This window comes from Paenibacillus pasadenensis DSM 19293, assembly GCF_000422485.1.
Lineage (GTDB): Bacteria > Bacillota > Bacilli > Paenibacillales > Paenibacillaceae > Paenibacillus_O > Paenibacillus_O pasadenensis.
In genome coordinates, this window is the sequence record NZ_AULW01000016.1 from 46,242 (window position 1) to 61,128 (window position 14,887).

A 14,887-nucleotide genomic window follows, 5' to 3' on the forward strand; every position below is an offset into this window, starting at 1 on the left:
CTCACATACAGATAGAACAAGCCTTTCCGCTGCCAGCGGAGCGGGGGAAAGAAGGAGGGAACGGGCATGTGGGGCAATCCGAACGACAGGCGCGGCCAAGCCGGCCGGGAAAAAAAGGACAAGGCGGCGCGCGGCCTGACGAGCGCGAATCGGGAACGCAGGCAGGAACGCATCCGGGAGCTGACGGAGCGGATGGAGGCGGAGGCGGCGAGGCAGGCGGAAGCGTCCGCCCGGCGGGACGGCAGTTCCGGCGGGACGCTCTTCAGGGATTCGGGCCAGCAGCCGCCTGCCGGCAAGTCAGCCGGCTCGAGAGCGCGGCCGAACAGCCGCAAGGCGCCTGAGGCGCTGCGCTCAGCCGGCCCGCGCGACGGGAAAGGCGCGGTCACGGACGGACCTTACGGAACGAGAGTGTACCGGCCGGGCGCTCCCGCGGAGTGGGAGCAGCCGCTCGGCAGCGGCTGGCCGGACGAGGCTTGGCCGCAGCCGCAGGAGAAGGACCCGGAGGCGGAGTGGAAAAACAATGCCAACCCGTGGGAACGGCTGGAGCAGGCAGGTGGAAGCCTGACCGGGCTCGCTCCGAGTCCGCTGCGAGGAAACGCCTCCGGCGGAGCCGGTCCGGGCGGAGGAGGCGGCTATCGGACCGCCCCCGGCGCCGCGGGGCGCTTCGCGCGCAGCTTCGGCCGCAGGCTGCTCGTCTCCGCCGCGCTGTTCGGCGCGGTATGGGGGCTGTTCCAGCTCGACAACCCGGCAGCCCGCGAAGGCCAGCTGATCGTGCGCGAGGCGCTTTCCGAGCCGATGGACATGTCGGCGATCGCGGGCTGGTACGAAGGCGTCTTCGGCGCTCCGCCGTCCTTCCTTCCCGGCTTCGGCAAGCTCGGAGGCACGCAGCCGGCGACGGCGCCGGCCGAGCGGGCGGCAGTCGCGCCGGTCGCGGGCGGCAGCATCGTGCATCCGTTCGCGGAGCTGCTCGGCGGCGTGGAGATTTCCGGAGCGCCGGGAGCGGACGTGCTGGCGGCGGAGGAAGGGCGCGTGCTCGTCGTCTCTGCGGACGACGCCAAAGGCCCGACCGTCGTGCTCCAGCATGCCGGCGGACGGACGACGTACTACGGCCGGCTGGGCGAGGCGCTGGTCGCGGCGAACGACTGGGTGACGGCGGGAGAGCCGATCGGCCGTCTCGGCGCCGCGGCGGAGGGGAACGCGGAGGCGCTGCTTTATTTTGCCGTGAAGGAGCAGGACCGCTACATCGATCCGGCGGACGTGATTCCGCTTGATTGAGCTCGGAGGAATCCGCTGGAGCCTCCATCCGCTGCTGGCGGTGCTCATGCTGCTGTCGGTGCTGACCGGCTATATCGGCGAGCTGCTGACGCTGTTCGTGCTCGTCTTCGTCCATGAGCTCGGCCACGCGGCGGCGGCCTACGCTTTCGGCTGGAAGGTGCTCGAGATCCGGCTGCTGCCGTTCGGAGGAGTCGCCGAGCTGGAGGAGAAGCCCGGCGCGCCGGCCTGGGAGGAGGCTGCCATCGCCCTGGCCGGCCCGCTGCAGAACGTCTGGATGGCGGGAGCGGCATGGGCTCTCGGCGCGGGAGGGGCGATGGACGCCCAGCTCGCTGCCTATCTCGTTCAAGCCAATCTGCTCCTGCTGACGTTCAACCTGCTGCCGATCTATCCGCTCGACGGCGGCCGTCTGCTGCGCTTCGCCTGCGGCCTGCGCATGAACTATTACGGCACGCTCCGCTTCAGCGCTTGGGCGGGGATGGGCTGCAGCCTGCTCATGATCGGCTACGCGCTCCTGCCGCAGCTCCAGCGCGGCGGCTCCGGCGGCGTGCAGGCGAACCTGCTGGCCGTCGGCTTGTTTCTGCTGGCCGCCAACTGGACCTATCGCAAGCAGATTCCGTTTCTGTTCATGCGTTTCCTGATGACGAGGGGCAGGTCGGCGAAAAGGAGAATCCAAGCCGGCTCCAGAGCGCGTCCGATCGTCGTGACGGGACGCCACCCGATCTGGACGACGGCGCGTCTTTTTCTCCGCGACCACTACCATCTCGTCTATGTGATGGACGATCCGGGCCGGATCGTCGGCGTGCTTCCGGAGCAGCGGGTCGTCGAGGGGTATTTGTCGGGGGACCGTGCAGTTTCGGATCTTTTGCGGTAAAATAAGAGCCAACTAGGTCCGGCTTGGGACCGGAAGGCGGTGTGCCGCTACAATGAACAAAGCGATGCTCGTCCACGGCGACGGCGCGATGCTGCAGACGGCTGTGCTGCAGGACGGCCGGGCCGTGGAATTTTTCATGGAATCCGTCCAGCAGGACGGCCTTGTCGGCAACCTGTACAAGGGAAGGGTCGTCAACGTGCTTCCCGGCATGCAAGCCGCTTTTGTCGATATCGGACTGGCCAAAAACGCCTTTCTCTACATCGACGAGCTGCTTCATCCGGCAGCCGCCAGGCAGGCGGACAAGCCGTCGATCGCGGAGCTGGCGCGGCCCGGGCAGGAGCTGCTCGTGCAGGTCATCAAGGAGCCGATCGGCGGCAAGGGTGCGCGCGTGACGACGCATTACTCCTTACCGGGACGCTGGCTCGTCTACATGCCCGGCGCGGATTACGTCGGCGTCTCCAAGAAGATCGCCTCCGAAAGCGAGCGGGCGCGGCTGCGCGGCATCGGAGAAGGCTTTCGCCGCAGCGGCGAAGGCGTCATCATGCGCACGGTGGCGGCCGGCGAGAGCGAGGAGTCGCTGCAGGCAGATCTGGCGCAGCTGCGGCGACAATGGGAGGAGGTCGAGCGGCGGGCCCGCGAGGCCAGGCCGGCCGAGCCGGTCATGCTGGAGGCCGGGCTCATGCGCCGCGTCTTCCGCGACAGCTACGCGGCCGGCATGGAGGTGCTGGTCGACGACCGGACCCGCTTCGCCGAGGCGCAGCAGCTGCTGCGTGAGCTCGCTCCCGGCAGCGAGCGGCAGCTGCGGCTGTACGACCGCGAGCTGGAGCGCAAGCCGCTGTTCGACCGCTTCGGCGTGACCGCCCAGCTGCAGGCCGCGTTCGCGACCCGCATCTGGCTGCCGAGCGGGGGCTACCTCGTCTGGGAGCAGACCGAGGCGCTTACGGTCATCGACGTCAATACCGGCAAATTCACCGGATCGAGCGGGCTCGAGGACACCGTATTCCATACGAACATGGAGGCTGCGCGGGAAATATCCCGGCTGCTGCGGCTGCGCGATGTCGGGGGCATCGTCGTCGTCGACTTCATCGACATGGAGGAGGGGGCCAACCGCGAGCGGGTCCGGCAGGAGCTGGAAAAAGCTTCGCGAGAGGACCGCAGCAAGTGCCAGATCCATGGCTGGACCCGGCTCGGCCTGCTCGAGATCACCCGCCGCAAAGCCCGCCGCAGCGTCGGCGCCCAGCTGTTCCCGCTCTGCGGCTGCTGCGGCGGCAGCGGACGCCGCGCGCCGGAAAAGCGGCGCGACGACTCGACGAAATAGCTTGATCGGGCTTTTCGCCTATGATACAATGTCTTGGTGTATGTCTCGGATGAGGCATCATGGTACCGCACAGGACGGGTTTTCCAAGCCTCGGCCGCGCCCCGCGCGTCCGTCACCCGATCGTGGCGAGTCTTCGACTACAAGGAGGTGCACCATCCATGTTCGCAATTATTGAAACGGGCGGCAAGCAATACAAAGTCCAGCAAGGCGATGTGCTCTACATCGAGAAGCTGAACGCCGGCGAAGGCGAGAGCGTGACGTTTGATCGCGTCCTGGCCGTATCCAAGGACGGAGGTCTCGTGACCGGTTCCCCGGTCGTTGCGGGAGCAACGGTTTCCGGCAAGATCGAGAAGCACGGCCGCGGCCAAAAGATCACGGTCTACAAGTACAAGCCGAAAAAGAACTACCGCCGCAAGCAAGGCCATCGCCAGCCGTACACGAAAGTAACGATCGAAAGCATCCAAGCGTAAGCTCAGGGCCATGATTGTCGTTACCTTCACCCGGCGGTCCGATGACCGGCGTATCGTCGCTTTCTCCGTAGAGGGGCATGCGCGGTATGCCAAAGCGGGCAAAGATATCGTATGCGCAGGTGTATCCGCCGTCACGGTGGGCACCGTTAATGCTATCGAAGTGCTTGCGGGAGCCGAGCTTCCGGCAAGCATGAAAAATGGATGGCTCCAGTCGGATATTCCGGAGCTGGCCGATTCCGAGGCGGATGCCCGGATGCAGCTGCTCCTGGAATCCATGAAGGTCATGCTGGAAGGAATCGCGGATTCCTACAGCGCCCATGTGGCCCTCAAAGAACAACTCAAGTAAGAAGGGAGGACTCCGTCATGTTGAAACTGAATCTTCAATTGTTCGCATCCAAAAAGGGTGTCGGCTCCACGAAGAACGGACGCGACAGCCAATCGAAGCGTCTGGGCGCGAAGCGTGCGGATGGACAGACCGTAACGGCAGGGAACATCCTGTTCCGCCAGCGCGGCACGAAGATCCACCCGGGCAACAACGTAGGCATCGGCAAAGATGATACGCTGTTCGCACTGATCGACGGCGTGGTCAAGTTCGAGCGTTGGGGACGCGACCGCAAAAAAGTCAGCGTATACCCGGTTGATCTGGCTCCGGTAGCCGCAGCAGTAGAAGCTTAAGAACCAGAGACACGCGACCCGGCCTGATACGAGCAGGCCGGGTTTTTTTATCATCCGGGCAGAAAGTGGGATCGACGTATGAATCGCTATCATTCGGCCAAGCTGTATGCAGCGGGCTCGGTTCTGCTGCCGGCGGCTGCCGCGGCCGCTTGGCCTTCGTGGCTGTGGACGCAGCTGCTGTTCCTGCTTTGGACGGCGGCTGCGGCGGCGGTATGGATCCGTCTGGAGAGGAAGCAGCATCGGCTGCAGCTGCAAAAAAGCCTGGCGGCGGTGCAGCAGGCTTCCATCCAGACGCTGGGCCATCATCGTCATGACTGGATGAACGATCTGCAGGTGCTGTACGGCTATATCCGGATGAACAAGCCGGATCGAGCGCTGGCGACCGTCGAGCGGATTCGGGAGCAGATGCTTCGCGAGAGCAAGATCTCCAAGCTTGGCTGCCCGGCGCTGACCGCCTACCTGCAGTCCTTCCGCACACTCTCGCAATCGATCGTGCTGGAAGTCGACATCGAGGACAACCTGTCGCTGGAGGAGCTCAGCGAAGGATGCGACGGGGCCGGAGAAGCGATCATTGAAGTCATCAATGCCTATCGCTTCAGCATCAAGCCGGGCGGAGGCGATCCGGCCCGGCTGCAGCTGAGGCTTTCTCGCGGCAGCGGCGAGCTTTTAGTGGAGCTGGAGTTTGCCGGCGAGCTGATGGACGACGCTGAACTCGTGGAAAAATTGGAGCAGCGCCTGCGCGGAACGCCGCTGCAGGCAGACAGTCTGAAGCAGCATCGCCATGTTCTGCTGAAGGCACCGCTCTGCGCATAGATGGAGGAACTGAATCATGTTTGTCGATAAAGCCAAAATATTTGTCAAAGGCGGCGACGGAGGAGACGGCATCGTCTCGTTCCGCCGGGAAAAGTACGTTCCCGAAGGCGGTCCTGCCGGCGGCGACGGAGGACGCGGCGCGAACGTCATCTTCCGCGTGGACGAAGGCCTGCGCACGCTGATGGATTTCCGCTACCAAAAGCATTTCAAAGGCGACCGCGGCGAGAGGGGCCGTCCGAAGACGATGCACGGAGCAAGGGCGGAGGACATGATCGTCCGCATCCCTCCGGGCACGATCATCATCGATGACGACACCGGCGAGATCGTCGGCGACCTGACCCGCCACGGCCAGGAAGTCGTCGTCGCCAAGGGCGGACGCGGCGGACGCGGCAACCCGCGCTTCGCCACGATCAGCAATCCTGCGCCTGAGATCGCCGAAAAAGGCGAGGAAGGCCAGGAGCGCTGGCTCGTGCTGGAGCTCAAGGTGATGGCGGACGTCGGCCTCGTCGGCTTCCCGAGCGTCGGCAAGTCGACGCTGCTGTCGATCGTCTCGGCGGCCAAGCCGAAGATCGGCGCCTATCACTTCACGACGATCACGCCGAACCTCGGCGTCGTCGACGTCGAAGAGGGCCGCAGCTTCGTCATGGCGGATCTGCCCGGCCTGATCGAGGGCGCGCATGAAGGCGTCGGCCTCGGCCACGAGTTCCTGCGCCACATCGAGCGGACTCGCGTCATCGTGCATGTCGTGGACATGTCCGGCTCCGAGGGCCGCGATCCGTTCGAGGACTGGCTCAAGATCAACGAGGAGCTCGTGCTCTACAACGCCAAGCTGGCGGAGCGCCCGCAAATCATCGCCGCCAACAAGATGGACATGCCGGATTCGGAGGCCAACCTCGAGCGGTTCCGCGAGCAGCTCGCCGAGCGCGCCGAGGAGCGGGAGTACGAGATCATGCCGATCTCCTCGCTGACCAAGGAAGGCATCCAGGAGCTGCTTTACAAGGCGGCGGCGACGCTCGAGGCCATCCCCGAAGCGCCGGAGCTCGAAGAGGTCAAGGGAGTCGAGGAGCGCAAGATCTTCCGTCATTCCGAGAAGGAAGAAACGCCGTTCCGCGTCTACAAGGAGAACGACTACTTCGTCGTCGAGAGCGAATCGTTCGAGCGTCAGATCAAGCGCATCCATCTCAACTCCTACGATGCGGTCATGCGCTTCGCCCGCATGCTGCGGCGCATGGGCGTGGACAGCGCCCTGCGCAAGATCGGAGCCAAGGACGGCGACACAGTGCGCATCGGCGAATTCACCTTCGAGTTCTTCGAGGGCAGCGACTATTCTCCTGAATGAGCAAAGCTTGCTTCTGTCTAGGGTCCGCTTGGCGGACTTGGACCGGCAGCTTCAAAGCAGCGGCCCCCGGCGGGGGCCGCTTTTTTATTGGCTTCGCGCTCGACGGCTGGATGGATGATCATGCGGAATCGCCTGAGCCGCAGGATCGCTTCGGTCCTATCGGACGATCGAGCAATAGCGCCGCTCCTGGGACGGCGCTAGGCTGGAGGTCAAGCCCTTGCTGATTATAGATAAAGGCAATATATTAATCCCTATTCTATATTTCAAAATAATAACGTTCCGTGTTAAGCTGAACCCATTCCAAAGGGAAGAGGCGAAGCGGAGATGGACGAAAAGGTGAGGGAGCAGTTCGAGCTGGCGGCAGCCCGGTACGACGAGGAGCGCAGGGTGCTCATTCCCTGCTACGACGACTTTTACGGCAGCGCCTTGAAGTCGGCGCGCACCGATGCCGAAAAGCCGCGCATCCTGGAGCTCGGGGCGGGAACGGGGCTGTTCTCGGCGATGCTGCGGCAAGCGTATCCGTCCGCGGAGCTGACGCTGATGGACTTCAGCCCGTCCATGCTGGGCAAGGCGCGCGAGCGGTTCGCCGACGACGACGGAGTCCGCTTCGCGGAAGGCGACATGGCGGACGGCCTGCCGGAAGGGCCGTTCGACCTCGTCGTCTCCTCGCTGGCGATCCATCATCTGCCGCATGAGGCGAAGCGGAGGCTGTTCCGGCATGTCCGAGGCAGCTTGGCTGCGGGGGGCCGGTTCGTGAACGCGGACCAGGCGGCGGCCGAGTCTCCTGTCTTCGATGCGATTTACCGCGAGCTGTGGCTCGAGGAGATCTACGACGGACGCATCCGCAAGGAAGCGGCCGACGCCTCGGTCAAGCGACGGGAGACGGACATCAACGCCAAAGCCTCGGAGCAGCTCGCCTGGCTGCGGGAGGCGGGCTTCGCCGATGCGGATGTCGTCTATAAGTTCCGCGATTTCGCGGTCTTCTGCGCGCTCGTATGAGACGGCGCCGATGCAACGCCCTCGCGGGCGTTGTTTTTGTTTCTTTTCCAGAGAAAAGTACGTTATAATGTACAAAATTACTCTATCAAGAACAAACTCGACGGAAGCTGCATAGAAAAAAGGTTGCTGTCATCGACGGGCATCCGGTATAATGTCCACTATATGAAAACAACTGTCTATGGTAGGAGGACGCCAGCTTGACGGAGCGATACTATGTCGTTCGCGAAGACCTGCTGCCGGAGGCGATCGTCAAGACGATCGCGGTCAAGGAGATGCTCGGCCGCGGCGAGGCGGCGACGATCCACGAAGCGGTGGAGCGGGCGGGCTTGTCCCGCAGCGCCTTTTATAAGTACCGGGAAGGCGTGCTGACGCTGGGCGAGCTGGAGCGGGGGTCGATCATCACGATCTCGATCGATCTGGAGCATCGCTCCGGCATTCTGTCCCATGTGCTTGGACTCGTCGCGTCGCGTGGCGGCAACGTGCTGACGATCCACCAGAGCATCCCGCTGCAGGGCTACGCCAATGTCGTCCTGTCGGTGGATACGGCGCCGATGAAGGAGGACCGCTTCGCCTTTCTCGACGAGCTGCGGCTCCAGAATGGCGTCAAGCGCGCCTCCGTCATCGGACAGGGTTGAGCAGCGGAACATATGGAATACGGGGGATGATGAAGGATGAAACCAGTTAAAGTCGGCCTGCTTGGCCTTGGAACGGTAGGGACGGGCGTCGTGCGGATCGTGGAGCGCCATCAGGAGGATCTGATGAGCCAGGTCGGCTCGCCGATCGTCATCGAGAAAGTGCTCGTGCAGAACGTCGACAAGTCCCGCAGCATCGACGTCGACGCCGCAAAGCTGACGACCGATGCGTGGGAGATCATCCGCAACCCCGACATCGACGTCATCGTCGAGGTGATGGGCGGCATCGAGCGCACCAAGGAATATCTGCTGGAGGCGCTGTCGCTCGGCAAGCATGTCGTCACGGCCAACAAGGACCTGATGGCGCTGCATGGCCGCGAGCTGCTCGCCACGGCGAGCGAGAACCGCTGCGACGTGTTCTATGAAGCGAGCGTCGCCGGCGGCATCCCGATCATCCGCACGCTGATCGAGGGCTTCTCCTCGGACCGCATCACGAAGATCATGGGCATCGTCAACGGCACGACGAACTACATCCTCACGAAGATGAGCCAGGAAGGCGCCTCGTACGCGGACGTCCTCAAGGAAGCGCAGGAGCTCGGCTATGCCGAGGCCGACCCGACCTCCGACGTGGAGGGGCTGGACGCGGCGCGCAAGATGACGATCCTCTCCCGCCTCGGCTTCCGCTGCGAGGTCGGCCTGGAGGACGTATCCGTCAAAGGCATCTCGTCCGTCGGCAAGGAGGACATCGCCTACGCCAAGCGGCTCGGCTACGAGGTCAAGCTGCTCGGCATCGCCGAGCGCCAGGGCGAGTCGATCAGCGTCAGCGTGCAGCCGACGATGGTCAAGGCGAGCCATCCGATCGCGTCGGTGAACGGCGTGTTCAACGCGGTCTACGTGCATGGCGAGGCGGTCGGGGAGACGATGTTCTACGGCGCCGGAGCCGGCGAGCTGCCGACGGCGACGTCGATCGTCGCCGATCTCGTCGCCGTCGTGAAAAACCTCAAGATCGGCGTGAACGGCCTTGGCGGAGCGAGCTCCTTCAAGGAGCGCGTGCTGAAAAGCGACGAGCAGATCAGCTCGAAGTATTTCCTCCGGCTGCATGTAGCGGACCGCGCCGGCGTGCTCGCCCGCATCACCCAGGTGTTCGCGGAGTACGAGGTGAGCCTCGAATCGGTCATCCAGCAGCCGAACCCGGAGCTGAAGGAGGCGGAAATCATCGTCATCACCCATAACGCCAGCAAGGCGGCCATGAACAAGGTCGTAGACGCCTTCGAGACGCTCGACGTCATCCAGAAGGTCAAAAGCGTCTACCGGGTGGAGGGCTGATGGGCATGACCCGCGTGCTGGTGCGCGTCCCGGCCAGCACGGCCAATCTGGGACCGGGCTTCGACAGCCTCGGCATGGCTCTCTCGCTGCATGCCTGGGTCGGGATGGGCGTCTCCGAGCGCACGTCGATCCGGCTGCATGGCGGCGGACTGGACGGGATCCCGACCGACAAGAGCAACCTGCTCTACAAGGTCGCGGCGCTGCTGCATGAGGAAGCGGGACTGCCCGTGCCGGAGCTCGACATCGACATGAGCAGCGACATCCCGCTGACGCGCGGCCTCGGCAGCAGCGCGAGCGCGATCGTCGGCGCGCTGGCCGCGGCCAACGAGCTGGCGGGACGCCCGTTCGACCGGGACGGCCTGCTGCAGCTGGCGACCCGCCTCGAGGGGCATCCCGACAACGTCGGCGCCTCGCTCTACGGCGGCCTCATCGCCGCCGCCTGGGACGGCAGCCGCGCCGATCTCGTCCGTCTGGACCCGCCCGAGCGGCTGGCCGCGATCGCAGCGATTCCGCGCTTCGAGCTCGCCACCGAAAAAGCCCGGCATGCGCTGCCGACGCAGCTGCCGATGAAGGATGCCGTATTCAACGTCGGCCGCAGCTCCCTCCTCGTGGCGGCGCTGGCGTCGGGCCGGCTCGAGCTGATCGCGCGGGCGATGCAGGACAAGCTGCATCAGCCGTACCGCGCCCCGCTCATTCCCGGCATGGCCGAGGTGCTGGCCGGCGCGGCCGAGCACGGCGCGCTCGGCGCCGCGCTCAGCGGAGCAGGCCCGACGCTGCTCGCGCTCGTCGACCGGGAGAGCCCGCGCCTGGCGGAGCTGGAGACGTTCCTGCTCGGCACGCTGGCGGCGGCGGGCATCGAGGCCGACCTGATCCGGCTGGAGCCGGACCTGGAAGGTCCCGTCGTGCTGGACGAGCATCTGGCGCCTTGGCTGGCGCCGCAAGGCCATAGCAAAGGAGATTCCGAAGCATGATGAAAGTCGCCCTGCTTCCCGTCGTCTCCACCTCCGACGAGGCTGCCCGCAGCCTCTGCGGCGAGGACGGCGCGGAGCGCGTTTACTACCCGATGATTTCCGACGTATTCCTTTCTACGGTAGAAGGCCGGACGGACTACAGCGTCATCCCGATCGAGAATACGATCGAGGGCTCGGTCAACCTGCATATGGACTGGCTGCTGCACGAGGTCGACCTGCCGATCCAGGCGGAATGGATCTACCCGTCCCGCCAGCAGCTGATCGGCCATCGCGGCGAGCTGTGCGGCGAGGACGGCGAGCCGGAGTACGGCCACATCGTGCGCGTGCTGAGCCATCCGGTCGCGATGGCGCAATGCCATAGCTTCCTGCGGGCGAACCTGCAGCATGCCGAGTGGGAGCATGTGAGCAGCACGGCCGAGGCGGTCAAGATCGTCAGCGAGAATCCCGGCAAAGGCTGGGCGGCGATCGGCCTTACGCTCGCCGCGGCCCATTACGGGCTCGACGTCATCCGCCCCGGCGTGACGGACCACGACAACAACTACACCCGCTTCCTGCTCGTCGGCCGCGAGCCGTTCGAGCTGCGGGAGTCGCCGGTGCGCAAGACGTCGATCCTCGTCACGCTGCCGGAAGACTTCCCGGGCGCGCTGCACCAGGTGCTGTCGGCGTTCGCCTGGCGGCGCATCAACCTGGCGCGCATCGAGTCGCGTCCGACCAAAAAGCGTCTCGGCACGTACCATTTCGTCATCGACATCGAGATGGCGCTCGACACGGTGCTGCTGCCCGCCGCGCTGCAGGAGATCGAGGCGATCGGCTGCCAGGTGCGGGTGCTCGGCTCGTATCCGAGCTTCGGCAGCACCGCTCCGGAGCTGGCGCAAGCGGCGGCGGAGAGCCGCGCTTGAAGCGTTATTCGACAAGAGAAAGCGTCCATTCGGCCTGAGGGGCTGGTCGGGCGCTTTTTTTATTCCAACGATCACAACGGCAGGAGGAGAGGAAGAGATGGACAAGCGCAGCGATCGGATCGCGGAGATCGACAGCCTCTACGGGTCGATGACGGAGCAGGAGCGGGAGAAGTGGCGTCAGACGGCGGGAAGGTCATGGATCGGAGAGGTGCCGGAGCTGGCAAGCGGCGATTGGGACGGATGGGAGGAGGAGCGGCTGGAGGCGCTGGCGGGCATGCTGCGCGGCTTTCTCCTGACGGTTCGGCAAGCGGTGCCCGACATCCGGGAAGCCTATGCAAAGTTTCAAGCGGAAGGGCGGCAGCTGCCGCGGAAGGTCAGCTTCGGCTTCGAGCCGGAGCCAGGCAAAAAGAAAGACGAGGAAGAGTAGCTTTCGCTTCGCCGTTCAGGCGCTCCGACGGAGCGCTCTTTTTTTTGCAATGCGCGCGGGGCTTGGATTATTTTGCGGAAAAGGGTGGCAGATGCCTAGTCGCTGCATACGATGTAACGACGGGCAGATGGGCGGGCAGCCGCCGCATTCGCAAGCATGCGAAGAGGAGGGAGTCGGCAAAGTGAAAATCCATATCGTGAAGAAGGGCGACACGCTGTACCTGATCGGCCAGAAATACGGGGTGAGCGTAGAAGAGCTGCAGAAGCTCAATCCGACCTTGACGAATCCTCATAACATCCTGATCGGCACGAAGGTCAAGGTGCCGGCATCGGCGAGCAAGCCGGGAGCGCCGGAGCTGATCCACAAGTACAAGGCGAAGATCGGCGATACGCTGTGGAAGCTGGCGAAGGCTTGGGGCGTCTCGCTGCAGGAGCTGATCAAGGCCAATCCGCAAATCGTGGATCCGGCCGAGCTCAAGGAAGGCGATACGGTCCATATTCCGAAGCCGTCCTCATCGCCGCTCACCGCGCAGCACAAGGCGGAGCCGGAATCCGGCGAGGGCGGCAAGAAGAATACGGCGCCGAAGGAAACGCCGGTCCCTGAGCCGGCAGCCGAGAAAAAGACGGAGGTCCAGGCGGAGCCCGTCACGCCGCCTCCGGTCGTGCAGACGGAGGAGCTGGTCGTGCCCGTCGTCGAGAAGCCTTCCTACGGTTCGTACGGCTCCGAGCACAAGGACTATGCTCCATCGCCGCTTTCCGCCGCCGCTCCAGCCCAATCCGGCTATGGCCATAGCCACGCGGCCGGGGAAATGAACGAAACGGCGCATCCGTTCCTGCAGGAGAAAATTCCGGCGACGGAAGCCTTCGCTCCGCTCTATCAGATGCCGCAGCTTCCGGGCTCGGTCGCCGGTGCGGCGGGAGCGGCGGGAGCGGGCTACGGCGGATACGGCCCTTACGGCTCGGGCTATTCGCAGGAAATTCCGGGGCTTGTCGCGGGCGCTGGAGAGGGCGGCTATGGCTCCGGTTACGGCGGTTACGGCAGCCCTAGCGGCTACGGCGGCTACGGCGCTTCGCCGATCGCCTCGTCGGAGCCGGTCCATGGCGGATACGCCGGACACGGCGGACCGTCGCCGTTGGCCGCGGCCGAGTCGGCATTCGGCCCTGGCCACGGCTATGGCGGCTACGGCTCCGGCGTTCTCGGGGCGGAGAGCGCGGGCTACGGATCGCCTTACGCTCCTTACGAGCCGTTCGCCGCCGGCGCCGCGGACGGCTATGGCCAGCCGGGCGGCTGGCCGGCCGGCATCTCGCCTGCCGCCGCTCCTTGGGGCGGCCAGCCGATGTACGGCGATCCGTATGCATCGGTTTATGGCGGCCAAGGCTATGCCGGCGGTTACGGCGGCTATGGCGGCTATCCGGCCCAGCCATTCGCCGGAGCGGCCGCCGGCTACCCGGCGGCTGCGGAGCAAGGCGCCGCGCCGTGGGCCCCCGGCCTCAGCGGCTCCTACAGCTACGGAGGCAGCGGCACCTGGCAGCCGGAGGCGGCGCTGCCCGCCTCCGCCGGGCAGGGCGGCTACGGCGCGCCGATGGCTGCCGGAGCGGCAGCGGGCTATGCGCAGCCGTCCTGGCCCGGCGCCACTGCCGGACTGCATGCGGGCGGCTACGGCCAGCCCGCGGCCGCCGCTCCGGCGCAGCTGAGCCCGGTTCAGGCGCAGCCCTGCGGATGCGGGGAGCGCGAGCAGGAGGCCGGCGAAGCCGAGCCCGCTGCCGCGGCGGCGGGAGGGCTGACGGTCAAAGGGCCTTCGAAGCCGGCCAAGACCGGCACGGCGTCGCCGCGCAAGCCGGCCAAAAAGGCGGTCATCCGTTCGGCGGCAAGGCCGACCGTGCGCCAGTCCAAGGGCAGCCGGCCGTGGATCAACCGCCGCTAGCGCTATGCATGCATAATTCCTCCAGCATCCGCTCATCCTAACGGCAAACGCGCCGGAAAGGGTGAAGGATGTCATGCTCAAGCTGTTCCGCCTGTGGCCCAAACGGAATTGGAACCCTCTGCGCCGCCTGCCGCTGCGCCTCGCCTGCGCCGCGACCGGCGCGGCGCTGCTGCTCGCCGGCTATCCGCCTGCTTCGGCCGCCGCGCCTCAGCCTGCAGCCGCGGCGGCTCAGCCTGCCCGGACGGCCGAGCCGGCGGATGGCGGAGCCGGCGCGATGGAACCGGATCAAGGGGCGGCCGCTTTCCTTCGAGGCCGCGAGGCCGCTCCCGTCGTGCTGCGGAAAGTATATTTATGCGGCGTCGAGACGCAGCCGCTCGGCCGGCTGGAGGCGGAGGAAGTGCATCGGCTGCTGCTGGAGCAGCCCCGGCTGACCGCTACGGTCGATAGCGGCGAGGTGCTGCTGACGGAATGGATCGACGATCTGTCGGACGCATGCCGCCGAAGCGCCACGTTCGGCGTGGACGCCGACGGCAGCCTCACCCTTTTCGAAGGACCGCCGGAGGAGGAGAAGGTCATCAAGACCTTCTATCAGCTCGATCTGCAGCATATGGAAAGCTCGCTGCCGAAGGAGGAGCTCGACCGCCTGTTCGGCGGCATCCGGGTGGAGGACAAGGACGAATACAACAGCGTGCTCTCGAGCTACGGCGACTTCGCGGTCGGCGTCAGCCAGGGCGCCATGCATCAGACGTATTGACCGCTTGCGCGGGCATCCGCACGCCGCGGCGGCTTTCCTTGCCGCTCCGCATCTTTTCCCGCAAGGCTTCGCCAGCCCCTGATCTCCCGTCGGAGACAGGGGCTATTTGCCGGCTCCGCCAGCTCCTCTGAGAAACGCTTGTTCTCATGAGAGAGTTATTTTGCTATACTGATAGAGTCTGTACCCCGGGCATC

At 65.3% G+C, this 14,887-nt stretch carries 16 protein-coding genes; all 16 read left to right on the plus strand.

What is annotated here, in order from left to right; all coding sequences use genetic code 11:
* Nucleotides 1–66: 66 nt before the first annotated feature.
* The 16 genes from H582_RS29765 to H582_RS29770 all read left to right on the plus strand — a co-directional run bounded on the left by H582_RS29765 (nt 67) and on the right by H582_RS29770 (nt 14,693).
* Complete coding sequence (locus tag H582_RS29765; protein WP_052332945.1) at nt 67–1,275, plus strand: M23 family metallopeptidase; 1,209 nt, start codon at nt 67–69, stop codon at nt 1,273–1,275.
* Nucleotides 1,268–2,146 carry a site-2 protease family protein gene (locus H582_RS0104100; RefSeq protein WP_028597507.1) on the plus strand — a complete coding sequence of 293 codons (879 nt, stop codon included), beginning with the start codon at nt 1,268–1,270 and terminating at the stop codon, nt 2,144–2,146. Before H582_RS29765 ends, H582_RS0104100 begins: the two co-directional genes overlap by 8 nt.
* 52 nt (nt 2,147–2,198) lie before the next feature.
* Nucleotides 2,199–3,464 (plus strand): Rne/Rng family ribonuclease, encoded by a 1,266-nt coding sequence (locus H582_RS25885; protein ID WP_043110896.1) that lies wholly within the window; start codon nt 2,199–2,201, stop codon nt 3,462–3,464.
* 158 nt (nt 3,465–3,622) lie between these two features.
* On the plus strand, nt 3,623–3,934 hold the full coding sequence (rplU, locus tag H582_RS0104110; protein ID WP_028597508.1) for a 50S ribosomal protein L21: 312 nt from the start codon (nt 3,623–3,625) through the stop codon (nt 3,932–3,934).
* A gap of 10 nt (nt 3,935–3,944) precedes the next feature.
* The gene (locus H582_RS0104115; RefSeq protein ID WP_028597509.1) at nt 3,945–4,280 is read left to right on the plus strand and encodes a ribosomal-processing cysteine protease Prp; all 336 of its coding nucleotides are present in this window, start codon (nt 3,945–3,947) and stop codon (nt 4,278–4,280) included.
* A gap of 17 nt (nt 4,281–4,297) precedes the next feature.
* Entirely contained in the window at nt 4,298–4,609 is a 312-nt protein-coding gene (rpmA, locus tag H582_RS0104120; RefSeq protein ID WP_028597510.1) for a 50S ribosomal protein L27, read from the plus strand.
* Nucleotides 4,610–4,687: 78 nt separating this feature from the next.
* The gene (locus H582_RS0104125) at nt 4,688–5,422 is read left to right on the plus strand and encodes a Spo0B domain-containing protein (protein ID WP_028597511.1); all 735 of its coding nucleotides are present in this window, start codon (nt 4,688–4,690) and stop codon (nt 5,420–5,422) included.
* A 16-nt stretch (nt 5,423–5,438) separates the two neighbouring features.
* Nucleotides 5,439–6,761 carry a GTPase ObgE gene (gene obgE, locus H582_RS0104130; RefSeq protein ID WP_028597512.1) on the plus strand — a complete coding sequence of 441 codons (1,323 nt, stop codon included), beginning with the start codon at nt 5,439–5,441 and terminating at the stop codon, nt 6,759–6,761.
* 324 nt (nt 6,762–7,085) lie between these two features.
* Nucleotides 7,086–7,760 (plus strand): class I SAM-dependent methyltransferase, encoded by a 675-nt coding sequence (locus H582_RS0104135; RefSeq protein WP_028597513.1) that lies wholly within the window; start codon nt 7,086–7,088, stop codon nt 7,758–7,760.
* Nucleotides 7,761–7,957: 197 nt separating this feature from the next.
* Nucleotides 7,958–8,395 carry an ACT domain-containing protein gene (locus tag H582_RS0104140; RefSeq protein WP_028597514.1) on the plus strand — a complete coding sequence of 146 codons (438 nt, stop codon included), beginning with the start codon at nt 7,958–7,960 and terminating at the stop codon, nt 8,393–8,395.
* Between the two features lie 36 nt (nt 8,396–8,431).
* Nucleotides 8,432–9,718 carry a homoserine dehydrogenase gene (locus tag H582_RS0104145; protein WP_028597515.1) on the plus strand — a complete coding sequence of 429 codons (1,287 nt, stop codon included), beginning with the start codon at nt 8,432–8,434 and terminating at the stop codon, nt 9,716–9,718.
* A complete protein-coding gene (gene thrB / locus H582_RS25890) occupies nt 9,718–10,689 on the plus strand; it encodes a homoserine kinase (RefSeq protein ID WP_052332946.1) in 972 nt (323 codons plus the stop codon). The genes H582_RS0104145 and thrB overlap by 1 nt, the downstream gene beginning before the upstream one ends.
* Entirely contained in the window at nt 10,686–11,588 is a 903-nt protein-coding gene (pheA, locus tag H582_RS0104155; RefSeq protein ID WP_028597516.1) for a prephenate dehydratase, read from the plus strand. Before thrB ends, pheA begins: the two co-directional genes overlap by 4 nt.
* A 97-nt stretch (nt 11,589–11,685) precedes the next feature.
* Complete coding sequence (locus tag H582_RS0104160) at nt 11,686–12,015, plus strand: hypothetical protein (RefSeq protein ID WP_028597517.1); 330 nt, start codon at nt 11,686–11,688, stop codon at nt 12,013–12,015.
* A 181-nt stretch (nt 12,016–12,196) separates the two neighbouring features.
* Entirely contained in the window at nt 12,197–13,939 is a 1,743-nt protein-coding gene (locus H582_RS25895; protein WP_043110897.1) for a LysM peptidoglycan-binding domain-containing protein, read from the plus strand.
* Between the two features lie 73 nt (nt 13,940–14,012).
* Nucleotides 14,013–14,693, plus strand: a complete 681-nt coding sequence (locus H582_RS29770; protein ID WP_052332947.1) for a BofC C-terminal domain-containing protein — start codon at nt 14,013–14,015, stop codon at nt 14,691–14,693.
* The last annotated feature ends 194 nt before the right edge of the window (nt 14,694–14,887 follow it).

Coding starts and splice junctions, on each gene's coding strand:
- H582_RS29765 (WP_052332945.1), top strand. CDS start 67: ATGTGGGGCAATCCGAACGACAGGCGCGGCCAAGCCGGCCGGGAAAAA.
- H582_RS25885 (WP_043110896.1), top strand. CDS start 2,199: ATGAACAAAGCGATGCTCGTCCACGGCGACGGCGCGATGCTGCAGACG.
- rplU (WP_028597508.1), top strand. CDS start 3,623: ATGTTCGCAATTATTGAAACGGGCGGCAAGCAATACAAAGTCCAGCAA.
- H582_RS0104115 (WP_028597509.1), top strand. CDS start 3,945: ATGATTGTCGTTACCTTCACCCGGCGGTCCGATGACCGGCGTATCGTC.
- rpmA (WP_028597510.1), top strand. CDS start 4,298: ATGTTGAAACTGAATCTTCAATTGTTCGCATCCAAAAAGGGTGTCGGC.
- H582_RS0104125 (WP_028597511.1), top strand. CDS start 4,688: ATGAATCGCTATCATTCGGCCAAGCTGTATGCAGCGGGCTCGGTTCTG.
- obgE (WP_028597512.1), top strand. CDS start 5,439: ATGTTTGTCGATAAAGCCAAAATATTTGTCAAAGGCGGCGACGGAGGA.
- H582_RS0104135 (WP_028597513.1), top strand. CDS start 7,086: ATGGACGAAAAGGTGAGGGAGCAGTTCGAGCTGGCGGCAGCCCGGTAC.
- H582_RS0104145 (WP_028597515.1), top strand. CDS start 8,432: ATGAAACCAGTTAAAGTCGGCCTGCTTGGCCTTGGAACGGTAGGGACG.
- thrB (WP_052332946.1), top strand. CDS start 9,718: ATGGGCATGACCCGCGTGCTGGTGCGCGTCCCGGCCAGCACGGCCAAT.
- pheA (WP_028597516.1), top strand. CDS start 10,686: ATGATGAAAGTCGCCCTGCTTCCCGTCGTCTCCACCTCCGACGAGGCT.
- H582_RS0104160 (WP_028597517.1), top strand. CDS start 11,686: ATGGACAAGCGCAGCGATCGGATCGCGGAGATCGACAGCCTCTACGGG.
- H582_RS29770 (WP_052332947.1), top strand. CDS start 14,013: ATGCTCAAGCTGTTCCGCCTGTGGCCCAAACGGAATTGGAACCCTCTG.